Source organism: Staphylococcus sp. GDY8P126P, assembly GCF_017891965.1.
Lineage (GTDB): Bacteria > Bacillota > Bacilli > Staphylococcales > Staphylococcaceae > Staphylococcus > Staphylococcus saprophyticus.
In genome coordinates this window covers 343,319-358,819 of the sequence record NZ_JAESKG010000002.1, presented here as the reverse complement: position 1 = coordinate 358,819, position 15,501 = coordinate 343,319, and the positions used below count along the sequence as shown (strand labels likewise).

At 34.2% G+C, this 15,501-nt stretch carries 16 protein-coding genes; 11 read left to right on the top strand and 5 right to left on the bottom strand.

The window, feature by feature from the left end:
• Position 1: 1 nt before the first annotated feature.
• The 5 genes from KA893_RS04255 (at position 2) to KA893_RS04235 (ending at position 7,517) form a co-directional block, all read left to right on the top strand.
• The gene (locus KA893_RS04255; protein ID WP_194440776.1) at positions 2–1,945 is read left to right on the top strand and encodes a PTS fructose transporter subunit IIABC; all 1,944 of its coding nucleotides are present in this window, start codon (positions 2–4) and stop codon (positions 1,943–1,945) included.
• Between the two features lie 198 nt (positions 1,946–2,143).
• Positions 2,144–3,310: an N-acetylglucosamine-6-phosphate deacetylase gene (nagA, locus tag KA893_RS04250; RefSeq protein WP_002483958.1), complete on the top strand. Its 1,167-nt coding sequence runs from the start codon at positions 2,144–2,146 to the stop codon at positions 3,308–3,310.
• Positions 3,311–3,602: 292 nt separating this feature from the next.
• Positions 3,603–4,952 (top strand): hemolysin family protein, encoded by a 1,350-nt coding sequence (locus KA893_RS04245; protein ID WP_011303668.1) that lies wholly within the window; start codon positions 3,603–3,605, stop codon positions 4,950–4,952.
• Positions 4,953–5,122: 170 nt separating this feature from the next.
• On the top strand, positions 5,123–5,962 hold the full coding sequence (locus KA893_RS04240) for an aldo/keto reductase (protein ID WP_002483956.1): 840 nt from the start codon (positions 5,123–5,125) through the stop codon (positions 5,960–5,962).
• Between the two features lie 493 nt (positions 5,963–6,455).
• Positions 6,456–7,517 carry a glycosyltransferase family 2 protein gene (locus tag KA893_RS04235; RefSeq protein ID WP_210125597.1) on the top strand — a complete coding sequence of 354 codons (1,062 nt, stop codon included), beginning with the start codon at positions 6,456–6,458 and terminating at the stop codon, positions 7,515–7,517.
• 217 nt (positions 7,518–7,734) lie between these two features.
• On the opposite strand, the gene KA893_RS04230 is transcribed toward KA893_RS04235, so the two are convergent.
• The 5 genes from KA893_RS04230 to queC all read right to left on the bottom strand — a co-directional run bounded on the left by KA893_RS04230 (position 7,735) and on the right by queC (position 10,696).
• Positions 7,735–7,986 (bottom strand): GlsB/YeaQ/YmgE family stress response membrane protein, encoded by a 252-nt coding sequence (locus KA893_RS04230; protein WP_002483954.1) that lies wholly within the window; start codon positions 7,984–7,986, stop codon positions 7,735–7,737.
• 68 nt (positions 7,987–8,054) lie between these two features.
• Entirely contained in the window at positions 8,055–8,648 is a 594-nt protein-coding gene (locus KA893_RS04225) for a hypothetical protein (RefSeq protein ID WP_002483953.1), read from the bottom strand.
• Between the two features lie 240 nt (positions 8,649–8,888).
• Complete coding sequence (gene queE, locus KA893_RS04220) at positions 8,889–9,605, bottom strand: 7-carboxy-7-deazaguanine synthase QueE (RefSeq protein ID WP_041079723.1); 717 nt, start codon at positions 9,603–9,605, stop codon at positions 8,889–8,891.
• Entirely contained in the window at positions 9,598–10,023 is a 426-nt protein-coding gene (gene queD, locus KA893_RS04215) for a 6-carboxytetrahydropterin synthase QueD (protein ID WP_037538975.1), read from the bottom strand. The genes queE and queD overlap by 8 nt, the downstream gene beginning before the upstream one ends.
• Position 10,024: 1 nt before the next feature.
• Positions 10,025–10,696 carry a 7-cyano-7-deazaguanine synthase QueC gene (queC, locus tag KA893_RS04210; protein WP_129320768.1) on the bottom strand — a complete coding sequence of 224 codons (672 nt, stop codon included), beginning with the start codon at positions 10,694–10,696 and terminating at the stop codon, positions 10,025–10,027.
• Between the two features lie 255 nt (positions 10,697–10,951).
• On the opposite strand from queC, the gene KA893_RS04205 reads away from it, so the two are divergent.
• The 6 genes from KA893_RS04205 (at position 10,952) to KA893_RS04180 (ending at position 15,318) form a co-directional block, all read left to right on the top strand.
• Positions 10,952–11,545: an anthranilate synthase component II gene (locus KA893_RS04205; RefSeq protein ID WP_041079722.1), complete on the top strand. Its 594-nt coding sequence runs from the start codon at positions 10,952–10,954 to the stop codon at positions 11,543–11,545.
• Positions 11,529–12,671 (top strand): aminodeoxychorismate synthase component I, encoded by a 1,143-nt coding sequence (pabB, locus tag KA893_RS04200; protein ID WP_041079721.1) that lies wholly within the window; start codon positions 11,529–11,531, stop codon positions 12,669–12,671. Before KA893_RS04205 ends, pabB begins: the two co-directional genes overlap by 17 nt.
• Positions 12,671–13,279 carry an aminotransferase class IV gene (locus KA893_RS04195; RefSeq protein ID WP_041079720.1) on the top strand — a complete coding sequence of 203 codons (609 nt, stop codon included), beginning with the start codon at positions 12,671–12,673 and terminating at the stop codon, positions 13,277–13,279. Before pabB ends, KA893_RS04195 begins: the two co-directional genes overlap by 1 nt.
• Before the next feature lie 110 nt (positions 13,280–13,389).
• Positions 13,390–13,596 (top strand): hypothetical protein, encoded by a 207-nt coding sequence (locus KA893_RS04190; RefSeq protein ID WP_011303661.1) that lies wholly within the window; start codon positions 13,390–13,392, stop codon positions 13,594–13,596.
• A 22-nt stretch (positions 13,597–13,618) separates the two neighbouring features.
• Entirely contained in the window at positions 13,619–14,326 is a 708-nt protein-coding gene (gene pxpB, locus KA893_RS04185; RefSeq protein ID WP_002483946.1) for a 5-oxoprolinase subunit PxpB, read from the top strand.
• On the top strand, positions 14,314–15,318 hold the full coding sequence (locus KA893_RS04180) for a 5-oxoprolinase subunit C family protein (protein ID WP_002483945.1): 1,005 nt from the start codon (positions 14,314–14,316) through the stop codon (positions 15,316–15,318). Before pxpB ends, KA893_RS04180 begins: the two co-directional genes overlap by 13 nt.
• The last annotated feature ends 183 nt before the right edge of the window (positions 15,319–15,501 follow it).

The window sequence follows — 15,501 nt, the reverse complement described above, 5'->3', positions numbered from 1 at the left end:
TATGAGAATTACTGAGTTATTAACAAAAGATACAATTGCTATGGATTTATCAGCTTCAGACAAAAATGGTGTTATCGATGAATTAGTCAATCAGCTGAATCAGGCAGGTAAATTGAATGATTTAACAAGTTTTAAAGAAGCGATTCATAATCGTGAATCCCAAAGTACAACAGGTATTGGTGAAGGTATAGCGATTCCACATGCTAAAGTAGCTGCAGTTAATACACCTGCAATCGCATTTGGTAAGTCTAAAACAGGTGTGGATTATCAAAGTTTAGATATGCAACCAGCACATTTATTCTTTATGATTGCAGCACCTGAAGGCGGTGCTCAAACACATTTAGATGCTTTAGCTAAATTATCTGGAATTCTGATGGATGAAAATGTCAGAGCATCATTATTACATGCGGAGTCACCAGAAGAAGTCCTTAACATTATCGATAAAGCTGATGATGAAGCAACGGAAGAAGAAGCCGCAGAAGCACAAGGCACGCCTGCTTCAACTACGGATTCAAACGAGCCATACATTTTAGCTGTAACAGCGTGTCCAACCGGTATCGCACATACGTATATGGCACGTGATGCTTTGAAAAAACAAGCTGAAAAAATGAACGTTAAAATAAAAGTAGAAACAAATGGCTCAGGTGGTATTAAGAATCACCTGACTGACGAGGATATCCAAAACGCAACAGGTGTCATCGTAGCAGCGGATGTACATGTAGAAACAGATCGTTTTGATGGTAAAAATGTCGTGGAAGTACCTGTAGCAGATGGGATTAAACGTCCAGAAGAATTAATTCATTTAGCGCAAGATACTTCGCGTAAACCATTTGTAGCTAAAGGTGGTAATACGGTAAATAAAGGCGCTGCAAGTAATGAAAAACAAGGTGTAGGTAAGACAATATATAAACACTTGATGAATGGTGTTTCTAATATGTTACCACTTGTTATTGCTGGTGGTATCTTAATGGCGATTGCTTTCTTATTTGGCGCAAATTCATTTGATCCAAAGAGTTCTGAATACAATGCCTTTGCTGAGCAATTGTGGAATATAGGTAACAAGAGCGCATTCATGTTTATTATTCCTATTCTTGCTGGTTACATTGCACGTAGTATTGCGGATAAACCAGGTTTTGCAGCAGGACTTGTAGGTGGTTTGCTTGCTAGTACAGGAGATTCTGGATTTATCGGTGGTATCATTGCAGGTTTCTTAGCAGGTTACTTAACATTAGGTATTAAGAAATTAACAAGTGGTATGCCACAATCATTAGAAGGATTGAAGCCAACGTTAATATTCCCAGTATTGTCTGTGTCTATTACTGGTTTGCTTATGATTTATGTGATTAATCCGCCTGCTTCTTGGTTGAATAATACATTATTGAATGGTTTACAAAGTTTATCTGGCACGAATATTATGTTACTCGGATTAGTCGTCGGTGCAATGATGGCAATTGATATGGGAGGACCGTTTAATAAAGCGGCCTATGTGTTCTCAGTAGCTGCATTAACAGAAGGAAATGCAGCACCTATCACGGCAGCAATGATTGGTGGTATGGTGCCACCACTTGCTATTGCAACAGCGATGTTAATCTTCCGTAAAAAATTCACCAAAGAACAAAAAGGTTCTATTGTACCAAACTATGTTATGGGCTTGTCCTTTATTACAGAGGGTGCCATTCCGTTTGCAGCCGCTGACCCACTTAGAGTTATCCCATCAATGATGGTTGGCTCAGGTGTAGCCGGTGCCATTGCATTAGGACTAGGCTCTTCAATTCAAGCACCACATGGTGGGATTATCGTCATCTTAGGTACGGACTTTAGTCATGTGTTGCAATCACTTATCGCAATAATTGTTGGCACTATCGTGGCAGCAATCATTTATGGTTTATTAAAACCAAAATTAACGCAAGATGAAATACAATCTTCAGAAGCTATGAATGAGTAAAGTAGATTTATCGTAATAGCTTAGATTAAAAAAGTCAGAAACGTCTCATGTCATGAGTGCGATTTCTGGCTTTTTTTGTTTTATGAATTTTAGGATTAAAAACTTTTGAATATAATATTGACACTTGATTTGGTAAAATGTGAATAAAGACTGCAATAAAGATGCATAGAGTAAATAAACTTAAAGAAGGTTGAAAAAATGAGCGAATATGTTATTGAAAATGGACGGATTTATACTGAGACAGAGACAATAGAGCGAGGCTACCTCGTTATTAACAATGAGAAAATAACTGAAATTAAATCGGGAGACTATCACGGAGATTTAACAACAATTGATGCGCAAGGACAACATATTATACCTGGATTTATAGATATTCATATGCATGGTGGATATGGGGAAGATGCTATGGATGCTTCTTATGATGGGTTGAAACATTTATCTGAATCACTATTGTCAGAAGGAACTACGAGTTATCTAGCGACGACAATGACGCAATCTGATGAAAACATCACGAAAGCATTAGAAAATATAGTGAATTACCAAAAAGCGCAAGATCAATACAATGCAGCAACTATTGTCGGTGTACATTTAGAAGGACCGTTTATATCTGAACATAAAGTAGGCGCACAAAATCCAGCTTATGTTCAAAGACCTACTGTCGCAAAAGTTGAACAATTTCAAACCACAGCTAATAATCAAATAAAAGTAATTACCTTTGCACCAGAAGTTGAAGGTGCGCATGAAACACTAGAGGCATTACATAAAGAGATTCAATTTTCAATTGGACATACAGTCGCTACTTTTGATGAGGTAAATGATGCTGTTGCACATGGTGCCAAACATGTTACACATCTTTATAATGCTGGAACATCATTTGAACACCGAGAGCCAGGGGTCTTTGGTGCTGCTTGGTTGAATGATCAATTAAGTACGGAATTGATTGTTGATGGTATTCACTCACATCCTGCAGCCGTTAAAATTGCCTATAAACAAAAAGGGAATGCGCGCTTCTTTTTAATCACAGATGCTATGAGAGCTAAAGGCATGCTTGATGGAGAATATGATTTAGGTGGGCAAAATGTAATTGTTAAAGGGTCCGAGGCGCGTTTAGCTTCTGGCGCATTAGCGGGAAGTATATTGAAAATGAATACCGGCTTGAAAAACTTAATCAACTTTACAGGTGATACATTAGATCATTTATGGCGTGTAACGAGTCTAAACCAAGCGATAGCTTTAAATATTGATACACAAACAGGCAGTTTGGAAGTTGGGAAAGATGCAGATATTGTCATAGTCAATGACGATATCGACGTGCTAGCAACGATTAAATCTGGTAAGATTCACAAGTTTAAATCAGTACTTTAATGTAATAATAAATCTTTTTGAAAATTGATTTTAAGAATGGATTAATTACAAAAGTTGACTTAAGTTGTCATTTAGGTTTAAATGTTATGTTAGAATATTGATTTTTAAGCATGTAAATAACAAGAACTGTATCCATTATGATAAAATAAAAGAAATGCGTATTTTTAGGGAGGTGTCGCAATGGGGAGGATTTAGTATTCAACATAGTCATGCATAATAAAAAAAATACTTATGTTCGGTCACCTTTTGTGACACGAAATATGGAGGTGAATCCCTAGAAATAGGGAACTAATTGGAAACAGTGACCATAATGAATTTAGTAATATTTTTTCTTTTAATAGCATTAACAACGGTATTCGTAGGATCGGAATTTGCTTTAGTAAAAGTGCGTAGTACAAGAATCGATCAACTCGCTGCGGAAGGTAATGGTAGCGCACGCGTAGTTAAAAAAATGATAAAAAATCTAGACTATTACTTATCGGCATGTCAACTCGGTATAACAGTAACGTCATTAGGTTTAGGTTGGTTAGGTGAACCAACTTTCGACAAATTATTGCATCCATTATTTGAACTGATTCATTTACCAGATGCTTTAACTACTACAATTTCATTTATCGTATCCTTTATTATCGTGACATACTTGCACGTAGTATTGGGTGAGTTGGCACCGAAGACATTAGCGATTCAACATACTGAAAAATTAGCATTGTTATATTCAAGACCACTTTATTATTTTGGTGTCGTTATGAAACCATTAATTTGGTTAATGAATGGTTCAGCAAGGATGATTATTCGTATGTTCGGCGTTGACCCAGATGCGAATAACGATGCAATGTCAGAAGAAGAAATAAAAATCATAATTAATAATAGCTATAACGGTGGAGAAATCAATCAAACAGAATTAGCTTATATGCAAAATATCTTTTCATTCGATGAAAGACAGTCTAAAGATATCATGGTTCCCCGTACACAAATGATTACAATGAATGAGCCATTTAATGTAGACGAATTGTTAGAAACGATTAAAGAACATCAATTCACACGTTATCCAATCACAGCAGATGGAGATAAAGACCATGTGAAAGGCTTTATTAATGTTAAAGAATTTTTAACAGAATATGCTTCTGGTAAACAAATTAAAGTAAGTAACTACATTCATGATTTACCTATGATTTCAGAAACAACACGTATTAGTGATGCACTGGTACGTATGCAGCGTGAACATGTTCATATTAGTTTGATAATTGATGAATATGGCGGTACTGCTGGTATCTTGACAATGGAAGATATATTAGAAGAAATTGTTGGTGAAATCCGTGATGAGTTTGACGATGATGAAGTCAATGATATTGTTAAAGTAACGGAAAATAGATACCAAATTAATGGTCGTGTGTTATTAGATGATTTAAACGATCAACTTGGCATTGAATTTGAGGATTCAGAAGATATAGATACCATTGGCGGTTGGTTACAAGCACATAATACCAATTTACAGCAAAATGATTATGTGGATACTGAATACGATAGATGGGTTATTTCAGAAATTGATAATCATCAAATTATCACAGTTATTTTAGAATTAGAACATAATAAAACAAGACCAACTTTAGAAGAACTTGAAGAAGAAGAAGAAAACGATTAATCTAATTCCAGTTTCAGATGGAATAGTTATACGAAATCCTGACAAAGCATCAATGCTTTGTTGGGGTTTTTTGATTTTTACATATATGAAAAGATGATATAGTGTATTTTAGTAACAGTATTGGTAATATGTGCAGGATTTAGAAGCATAAATGAAAAGGGGTTTGAATTATGTTAGAAGACGTATATTATTTAAACAACGGTTATCCTATGCCGAAAGTTGGATTAGGTGTCTATAAAATTACTGATGACGAAATGAATGTTTCAGTAGCAACAGCACTAGATGCTGGTTATCGTGCATTTGATACTGCCTATTTTTATAAAAATGAAATAGCCTTAGGCAATGCATTAAAAAAAGCTGACATTCCGCGTGAAGATTTATTTATTACATCAAAATTATGGAATGATTATCAGGGTTATGACCGTACAATTGAATTTTTTACTAAATCTATTGAAAATTTAGGTACTGATTACCTAGATTTATTTTTAATACATTGGCCATGTGAAGCAGATGACTTATTTATAGAAAGTTATAAAGCTATGGAGGCATTATATGAAGCGGGTAGAATACGTGCGATTGGTGTATGTAACTTTAAACAACACCATTTAGAGAAATTAATGAGTGAAACAGATATCGTGCCAGCTGTGAATCAAATTGAAGTACATCCTTACTTTAATCAACAAGAACTGCAAGCATACTGTGATAGTAAAGATATTGCTGTTACAGCGTGGATGCCGTTGATGAGAAATCGAGGTTTACTTGAACATGAAGTCATTTTAAAACTAGCAGAACGCTATGAGAAGACACCGGCTCAAATTGTGTTACGTTGGCATCTTGCACATAACCGACTTATTATTCCAAAATCAAAGACACCTGAACGTATTAAAGAAAATTATGATATCTTCGATTTTAATCTTGAGCTCACAGATATCGCAGAAATTGATGCAATGAATCGTGATGAAAGACAAGGTAAAGATCCAGATGAAGTACGCATCGGTACATTAAAATAAACGAAAGATGAGTCTGGGACATAAATAGTTGTCTCAGACTCTTTTTCGTTTAGGCAGTAGATGACTGAATTGAAAATACGCTTATATCAAGCTTTTTTCAATCCTAGTCATCCTTGCCGGGGTGGGACTACGAAATCTCTATTAAAAAATTTGATTTCTGTCCCACTCCCTTTATTTATTGTTGCAATGGTTATTGTTTTCAAATAGTTCCAATAGTTGATAGACTTAATGTAACAATTTATATCTTTAATCATTTTAAATTTCAGTCAATATGATTGGTTGAGTAAAAATCGTTTTTACTGAGTTTATGAACATTAAATTGACATGAACGTGTTAATTTAAGCAAAGGCAGAAACTAAGCATATACATTAAGTTTTACCATTGAACATTAAGGCTATATAAAGATTGTGTAAATTTAATTGATTTAGATAGCATGATGTAGGTGGGAATTGATAAAGTAAAATTGAAGTAATTGAAATGAAGGTGTTTAGGTATGCAAATCAGAGTTATAGTACCTTGTTATAATGAAGGTGAAGTGATTTTAAAAACGTATGAAAAATTGACTGAGATTTTATCGAAAGATAGTCAGTACCATCACTATGACTACGATATATTATTTGTAGATGATGGTAGTAAAGACAAAACAATTAATTATATACAAGATATGGCTACAAAAGATCATCACGTAAAATTTATTTCATTTAGCCGAAACTTTGGTAAAGAATCTGCAATGATAGCTGGCTACCAACATAGTAAAGACTGTGATGGTGTGATTATGATAGATGCCGATTTACAACATCCGCCGGAACTCATCCCTCAGATGATTGAAGGTTATATGGACGGTTACGATCAAGTGATAGCTAAGCGTGATAGAATTGGTGAAAAACAATCCAGAAAAGTAATGACTAAAATTTATTATAAATTAATTAATCATTTTGTTGAAGATATTAAACTAGAAGACGGTATTGGAGACTTTAGATTACTGAGTCAACGTGCTGTTATATCACTCACACAATTAGATGAATATAATCGTTTTTCAAAAGGATTATATGAGTGGATTGGTTATAATACCAAAGTGTTTACGTATGAAAATGTAGAGCGTGAAGATGGCGAATCAAAATGGTCATTTAGTAAATTATTAAATTACGGTATAGATGGCTTAATTTCTTTTAATAATAAACCATTACGGGCCATGATATATCTCGGGCTTATCGTGTTCTTTATTAGTTTACTTTATATAGGATACATTTCAGTCGGTATTATGATTCGTGGTGTGGAAACGCGAGGTTATTTCTCTACGATTGCCGCTATCTTATTACTCGGTGGGATACAGTTGACATCCATTGGTATTGTAGGCGAATATATTGGACGTATTTATTATGAAGTGAAACAACGTCCAAAATACATCGTCCAAGCAACGAACTTTAACTATGCGTGTGATAATAATAAACAAAATATAAATCAAGACATTAACCATGAAATTGAACGCAACAATCGACAACATGAAATGTCTGAAAAAAGTAAATCAGAAAAAGAATTAATTAAAAACAGATGAGTTACCTGTTAATTGTTAAGCGTATTGAAAGTTAGTGTGCATAATGATTTTGCAACACACGCGATACAAGGTGGACACTTGATAAGTGGCTAGCTTGTATCGCTTTTTTATTTATATAAAGTGCAATTAGGACTAATAATATTATGATAAATGGTCAACAAAGACATAGAAAAAAAGCCAATTTCGATTATTCGAAATTGGCTTTTAAAAATTGCGATTATTTTTTACGTAATTTACCAAAAATAAATGATACAACTGCTACTAAGATAATTGTACCGATAAGTGCTGGGAACACAGCGATGCCACCTAAGTGCCAACCCCAATCTCCAAGTAGCCAAGAACCTAATGCTGAACCAACGATACCAGCAATAATATTACCTAAAATACCACCTGGAATATCTTTACCGACGATACCACCAGCAATCCAGCCGATTAAACCACCGACAATTAACATAAGAATAAAGCCCATAATGATTTACCTCCTTTAATAAAAACTTAATTAACTGTTATCATATACCACAAAATATAATATCTTAATCATTTATTAGAAAAAAATATATTCTGCCATAATAAAAACCCGATAAATAGTAAATGAATTATGATGAAAGCATACCAATAGGGTGTTAATAAGGTCATTATCGTAAAGGAAAGTATAATCAATAATTGCCCGACAAAGATAGGGCGCTTAATCCGATTCATAGGTTTAAGTTGTTCTTTTTCTTTTGGCTGAAAGGTACTATAAAATAGTAAAATTGCTCCAATAAGGAAAATAGCTGGCGCTAAATAAGGGATAGACATGTAATAAGAATCATGACTCGTACTATATGTAAGAATGAGTGAAGTACTCAAAATGATTGTGAGTACAACTGCGATAAATTTTTGGTCTGTTACCTTGAAAGCAGCTACTTTTCGGTCTAGATATAATTGTAATAATGTCCAAATTATTAGTTGACCACATGTATAAAATACGATGTAATCATATTCTCCAACTAGAAATATATTAATAAAACTGTTGAGACAGATTGCTATTAGTATAGAGCTAAACTTTAGTTGTTTAAAATTCTGACGATATAAATCAATACCAAGTATGATGCATATCGCAGCGATATTTATAATGATATTAATCAGCATGATGCTCTCCTAACCTAGATACTTCATTGAAACATTATATCAATTAAGTTAAAGTTAATCATTTAATTTCATGTCTTTAATTAAAAATTATCCAATATAGTTTGAATAAGAATAACTTGATATAAATGAATGAAATGATGTCTACAGTGATAATCCACTATATAATATTTGCATCACAAAAAAAGCGATTCGTTATATAGACAAAGAGCATTATACAACGGATCGCATTCAATACTCAATTTAAACACCTTTTTTGTTACTCCAAAGCAGTGTGTGTAATTGAGGTAATACATATACATTATTCATATCACTACTCACCATCACACGGTCTACCAATGTTTCATATAATGATAATAATTTTTCAGTGTGAGCTTCTACATGCTCACCATCTAAGTAGGGATTTCCGACCTGTAAATAGAAAGGCACAGTAGGATAACGATGATGAATCATCTTAGCGAATTGGTAGTCTTCGTCATCAAAGATTACAACTTTCAAGTTCAATGATTCCGGCACACATTGCTCGATGACTTCATCTAGAATAGGGAGATTAGGTTTCATTTTTGAACTTGGTGGTTTGGGGCTAATAGTTAAGTCATCAATTTGAGTCATCCATGGTTGGAATTTGCTACCTTGTGTTTCTAAAGCACTTTGAATCCCTTTGTCATCAAATAAATCTACTAATTGTTGAATGCCTTTAATTAAAGTAGGATTTCCACCTGAAATAGTGACATGATTAAATGAATCGCCAGCAATATGATAAAGTTGGTCATATATTTCTTCAGCTGACATCATTCTAATATCTTCTTTAGCACTACCGTCCCAAGTGAAACTTGAATCGCACCAACTACAACGATAATCACACCCTGCTGTACGCACAAACATGGTCTTTCTACCTATCACGCGTCCTTCACCTTGAATAGTTGGGCCAAATATTTCTAAAACGGGTATTTTACTCATGTTTTGTCTCCTTTGGTCGATAAACAACGTAACTGGTAGGTGTTTCTCTGACATAGACCTGTAAACATTTAGGTTGGTTGTCACGTTGATTCAACGAAGTTTGAACCATTTCATAAATAGTTTGGGCAACGATTTCGGTAGAAGGGCTTTTGCCTTCAAATTGAGGTAAATCATTAAGTAAATAATGATCAAATTGGCCATGAACCAATTGTTTCAATTCACTAAAATTCACTAAGAAACCATTGTGATCTAAAGTGTCACCAGCAATTGTTAAATTTACAAAGTATGTGTGACCATGTATACGCATGCATTTTCCTGCATCATCACTTGGTATGTAATGTGCAGCAGAAAAATTAAAGTCTTTATTTAGTTCGAAGCTATAGGGATGTTGTACGCTTGGATAATTTTGTTGGAACATATTAGTCCACTCCTTTTTCCGCTAGATAAGCATTTAAACCATTTGCTCTTAATTGACAAGCTGGACATTCTCCACAGCCATCTCCAATGACGCCGTTATAACAAGTTAACGTATTGTAACGGATATAATCTAAAACGCCTAAATCATCACTTAAAGCCCATGTGGCTTTTTTATCTAACCACATTAAAGGTGTATGAATGACGAAGTCTTTATCCAAAGAAAGTGATAATGTGACATTCATTGATTTAACAAAGCTATCTCTACAGTCTGGATATCCTGAAAAGTCAGTTTCGCAAACGCCGGTAATAATATGTTTGGCATTGGTTTGGTAAGCTAATGCACCAGCAAATGAAAGGAATAATAAATTTCTTGCAGGTACAAAGGTATTTGGAATACCATCATCACCAACCTCGATGTCTAAGTCGTGTTGCGTTAATGCATTGGGTGTAAGTTGTGAAAGTAATGACATATCAAGTAGATGATGCTTCACACCTTGTTCATCTGCAATTTGCTTTGCGACTTCAATTTCGGTGTCATGTCTTTGACCATATGCGAATGTGACAAGTTCTACTGACTCAAAATGTTTTTTTGCCCAAAATAAGCACGTCGTACTATCTTGACCACCACTAAATACGACGATGGCTTTGTTATTGTCTAATGTTTGTTCTGACATTTGTCTTGCACTCCTTAAAAATAGTCGAACTAACTGGTACAGGGTATAGATAAGCGCATAAAAAAACGCCTATCTCTATAAAAAAGACAGACGTTATACATGTGTCTAGTTTTTTATAGAGGGTATCAGCTAGGAACCTCTTTATATTCATTTATAACGTGATTCAGAATAATATATTTAAACTGTAAAATCAAGCTAATATTTGTGATAATAAGTATAACAGACTATTAAACATTTTTAAAAAGAGGCGACAACATGATATTAATTATTGATAATAAAGATTCGTTTACTTATAACATTGTAGACTATGTAAAACAAAGTTATCGTGGCTTAATCGAAGTGATAGACGTTACGTATTTAACAGTAAATAAAATACATGAGCTAGCACCTAAAGCAATTATTATTTCTCCGGGGCCAGGTGCGCCCAGAGATTATCCATTATTAAATGAGGTTATTAAAACATTCTCTGAAGCAATGCCCATACTAGGTGTTTGCCTTGGCTTCCAACAAATTGTGACTTATTTTGGTGGCGATATTATCAAAAGTGATAAACCGATTCATGGGCATACTACTCAAATTCGACATAGTGGCAAAGGTCTATTTCATCAATTACCGGAAACTTTTAAAGTTATGCGCTATCATTCTTTAAAAGCTCATGCACAAAATTTTCCGAATACATTAGAAATTACTGCAATCAATGAAGACAATATTATTATGGGATTAGAACATAAAGTATTACCTATATATGGCGTTCAATATCATCCTGAATCAATCCTAAGTGAACATGGGTTAACACAAATACAAACATTTATAAATATAGTGGAGGCGTATCATGCAAATACACTTTAATTATCGTTATACATTAGATGAAGAAAATTATGAAATGCATCAATATTTACTCACACAGTGTACAGATAAAAAAGTAGCTCTGAACATTGAAACGGTTGGGGAAGTGATTTCTTTTGCAGAAGCTAAGCAAAAAGCAGGTTATTATGTTGCGCTTTATATAGCCTATGAAGCGGCACCGTATTTTAATCCTCAAATGTCTACAGTGAAAATTGAAGATGCGTATATATATGCAGCAGCTTATGCGTTTGATCAAGCTACGAATGCTGAAAAACAAAATGACAAACAACCACCGCAACAGAAATGTAATTTTAAATTTAAACGCCCATCGTCTCAACTGGTAGAACATATTAAAATGATTCAATCGGCGATTATTGAAGGCAATACATATCAAGTAAACTACACAACACGTTTAACAGATCAAATACGACAACCCATTGCAGATTTATATTATACGTTATTACAACAAAATCATGGTTTTTATGCTGCACTTATAGATACAGAAGAAATACAAATTGCCTCTATGTCACCCGAATTATTTTTCCAACGAGGCCCTTTTAAAAACAAAGCAGATGTACTATTAAGTAAACCAATGAAAGGGACCATCGCACGAGGTAAAACGAAAGCAGAAGACCAACTTAACCAAATGACACTGGCAGAATCGGCAAAAGATAGAGCGGAGAACGTGATGATTGTAGATTTATTACGTAATGATATGAGTCGAATTGCAAAGACTGGAACCGTAAAGGTCTATAAACCTTTTCATATCGAAACGTATAGCACCGTTTTTCAAATGACTTCAATGGTAACAAGTGAACTTAGTAGCAAGACAGATTTAATAGATGTATTAACTGCTTTATTCCCTTGTGGTTCAATTACCGGTGCACCTAAATTGAATACGATGCAATATATTAAAGATTTAGAACAGACACCGAGACATGCTTATTGTGGCACAATCGGCTTATTATTGCCGGAGGGTAAATCTATTTTCAATGTGCCAATTCGCACAATACAATACTTAAATGATGAAGCAATTTATGGAGTGGGTTCAGGGATTACTATTGATTCTATACCTGAAAATGAAGTGCAAGAATTTAAAGATAAAACAAAAATACTGGAGAGATTATAATGCAGCTATTTGAAACTTTGCGTATGGAAGCAGGTAAATTACCAAGATTGTCTTATCATAAAGCACGAATGGAACGGTCAGCAGCACGATTAGGATTCAGGTTTGATGGTGATTTATGGAAAAATGAGATCAATACCATCATTGAAAAACATCCAGTAGGACATTTTAGAACGAAACTTATTCTAAATCCAGATGGCACAATGCAACATGTCGTTGCAGATTTATCAGATAAAAAGGCATTTACAGCAAAATTTCAACAATTACAAAATCATATACCTAGATCAGTAGTAATCAACAAAACAACGCAAAGAGACCACTTAGCGCACATGCATGAGACAGACCTTATACTACTTTATGATGAAAAGGGTAAAATATTAGAATTTGATATTGGGAATGTAGCTATTAAAGAAAATAATCAACTTTTTACACCTGTTTATGAAGCAGATTTTTTACTCGGTTGTAAGCGACAAGAGATGATCGACAATGGCGCATTGCTAGAAAAAAACTTTTATTTAAACGAATTAAAGGAAAAAGTTGCGCAAGGCAAGGTATCCCTTTTTCTGATAAATAGTTTGAGAGAGGTTGCCGACGTAGAAATTTATCTATAGAATATAAAAAGTATAAACATGGTGTAGTAAATAAAATCATAAAGTGGTTTAATCATGAATTGAGTAAATAAAATAAGGGCAAAATAACAGTAGAATGTGAGTGAAGCAAAATGATGATACTAGCTTGGATACTAGTAATTATTATAATTTCTGTCATTACCAAATGGGTAGTACATTTATTAACACAACGACAAAGCATTTACTTAACTAAGTTGGTCATTACGACATCATGTATCATTCAGTTTATTATTGTCTTTTTTTTGATGAAAGCAATCGTACATTATCTGGCACAAGCATTAGATGTGTTTTATCGATAGTAACAAATTACGAGGTGAGCCTATGAAAATATATAGTCAAGGGGACCAAGCTATTGTGGTTTCTATAGAAAAAGAGGTCTCTAAAGATTTAACTGAAGAGTTATTAGCTTTGAAAAAGTATTTAGCAGATAAACAATATCCATTTATTACTGAAATTGTGCCGACGGAATCAGATATGATGATTTGTTATGATGCACGTGACATGATCAAGCACCACCATATACAGTCTCCATTCTTATATATGAAAGCATTGATGCAAACTATACAATTAGAGATTAAACATGAAGACGCGCCCGCACCTTCAATAGAAATACCAGTTATTTATGGAGGAGAATATGGTCCGGATTTAGACGCTTTATTAGCACATTATAAATTGGACTTTGAAAAATTTGTAAAATTACATACGCAACCAACATATTTTGTTTCTATGATGGGCTATACACCAGGGTTCCCTTATTTGACTGGCATGTCTAAACGTTTATTCGTCAATCATACTGGAGGTAATAAAACCTTCATACCTGCAGGATCAGTTATTATCGAAGGCAAAAAGACGGGGATTACGACGACAGATACTTATGGTGACTGGTTAGTGATTGGTTATACACCTGTAAAATTATTTAATCCAGAATTAAAAGATTTCACCAAACTTAAGCTTGGTGATAATGTTGTATTTCAAGCAACGACAGAGGAATCGCTGGATTTAGGAGGCTTTGAACCATGTCAATCATAATAGAAGGCGAAGGGTTATTTTCTAGTTTTCAAGATTTTGGACGAAAAGGCTATGAACATGACGGTGTGATTCCAGGTGGTGCCTTAGATCCGCTTTCCCATGAAATAGCAAATAGATTAGTAGCCAATGATAAACATGAAGCTACATTGGAAATGACAAATAGAATGGCAAGCTTTCGTTTTACGGAGCCTACATTAATTGCTATGAGTGGTGGCAGCTTTAAAGCTGAGACAGCACATATGAAAGTCTTGCCAAACAAATTATATTTAATGGAAAAAGGTGACGTCCTAGCATTTACTGAAACGAAGCATACATCTCGGGTGTATTTGGCAATAGGTGGCGGTTTCGAGTTAGATGAATGGTTAGGTTCAACATCAACAGATTTTAAATCGAATATCGGTGGTTTCCATGGACGAAGTTTAAAAAAAGGTGACGAAATCAATATGAAACGTGATTATACCGAGCGTCATCATAAACTTTTTGAGAATTTAGAAGAAACACATCAAACTGACTGGGGAATTGATGGCTACGCATTGTCCTTTAATTATATGTCTGATGTGTTCCATGTTATTAAAAATAAAGGCACAGAAGACTTTGAACAAAAAGCATTAAGTCGATTTACATCTGGTGAATATAAAGTGACGAGTAAAGCGAACAGGGTCGGCATGTATGTAGAAGGTAAACCAGTAAAAGCTTTCTATGAAGATATGCCTGCGCATCAATCAGTACAAATTGGCACGATACAAGTTAAAAGAGATGGCACACCCATTATTTTACTGAACGATCATTATACATTGGGTAGTTACCCCCAAATTGGTACAATTGCAAGCTATCATTTAACTAAATTAGGACAAAAGCATCAAGGTACTAAATTGAAGTTCCAATTTATCGATGTAGAAAGCGCGGAGAAAAATTTAATTAAATACACAAATTGGTTGAATCAACTATTTCATGGTATTGAGTATCGTATGCAATTAGAAATGCTCAAATAACAGTGTTGAACTGAAATTGAACAATTAAACTTTAGTGAGCTGTAATCCACAAGTGTATCTTGTTGGATTGCAGTTTTTTTATTTATATCAGTATCTATCACTGGAGTGAAGATTAAATTATGATGACATACGACTCAAGCCTGATTAATATACATAATATGCAGTGTATAATTAAATGGCATA

What these genes read in the sequence shown, in the direction of transcription:
- KA893_RS04255 (WP_194440776.1), top strand. Translation starts at nt 2, where the DNA reads ATGAGAATTACTGAGTTATTAACAAAAGATACAATTGCTATGGATTTA.
- nagA (WP_002483958.1), top strand. Translation starts at nt 2,144, where the DNA reads ATGAGCGAATATGTTATTGAAAATGGACGGATTTATACTGAGACAGAG.
- KA893_RS04240 (WP_002483956.1), top strand. Translation starts at nt 5,123, where the DNA reads ATGTTAGAAGACGTATATTATTTAAACAACGGTTATCCTATGCCGAAA.
- KA893_RS04235 (WP_210125597.1), top strand. Translation starts at nt 6,456, where the DNA reads ATGCAAATCAGAGTTATAGTACCTTGTTATAATGAAGGTGAAGTGATT.
- KA893_RS04230 (WP_002483954.1), bottom strand. Translation starts at nt 7,986, where the DNA reads ATGGGCTTTATTCTTATGTTAATTGTCGGTGGTTTAATCGGCTGGATT.
- KA893_RS04225 (WP_002483953.1), bottom strand. Translation starts at nt 8,648, where the DNA reads ATGCTGATTAATATCATTATAAATATCGCTGCGATATGCATCATACTT.
- queE (WP_041079723.1), bottom strand. Translation starts at nt 9,605, where the DNA reads ATGAGTAAAATACCCGTTTTAGAAATATTTGGCCCAACTATTCAAGGT.
- queD (WP_037538975.1), bottom strand. Translation starts at nt 10,023, where the DNA reads ATGTTCCAACAAAATTATCCAAGCGTACAACATCCCTATAGCTTCGAA.
- queC (WP_129320768.1), bottom strand. Translation starts at nt 10,696, where the DNA reads ATGTCAGAACAAACATTAGACAATAACAAAGCCATCGTCGTATTTAGT.
- KA893_RS04205 (WP_041079722.1), top strand. Translation starts at nt 10,952, where the DNA reads ATGATATTAATTATTGATAATAAAGATTCGTTTACTTATAACATTGTA.
- pabB (WP_041079721.1), top strand. Translation starts at nt 11,529, where the DNA reads ATGCAAATACACTTTAATTATCGTTATACATTAGATGAAGAAAATTAT.
- KA893_RS04195 (WP_041079720.1), top strand. Translation starts at nt 12,671, where the DNA reads ATGCAGCTATTTGAAACTTTGCGTATGGAAGCAGGTAAATTACCAAGA.
- KA893_RS04190 (WP_011303661.1), top strand. Translation starts at nt 13,390, where the DNA reads ATGATGATACTAGCTTGGATACTAGTAATTATTATAATTTCTGTCATT.
- pxpB (WP_002483946.1), top strand. Translation starts at nt 13,619, where the DNA reads ATGAAAATATATAGTCAAGGGGACCAAGCTATTGTGGTTTCTATAGAA.
- KA893_RS04180 (WP_002483945.1), top strand. Translation starts at nt 14,314, where the DNA reads ATGTCAATCATAATAGAAGGCGAAGGGTTATTTTCTAGTTTTCAAGAT.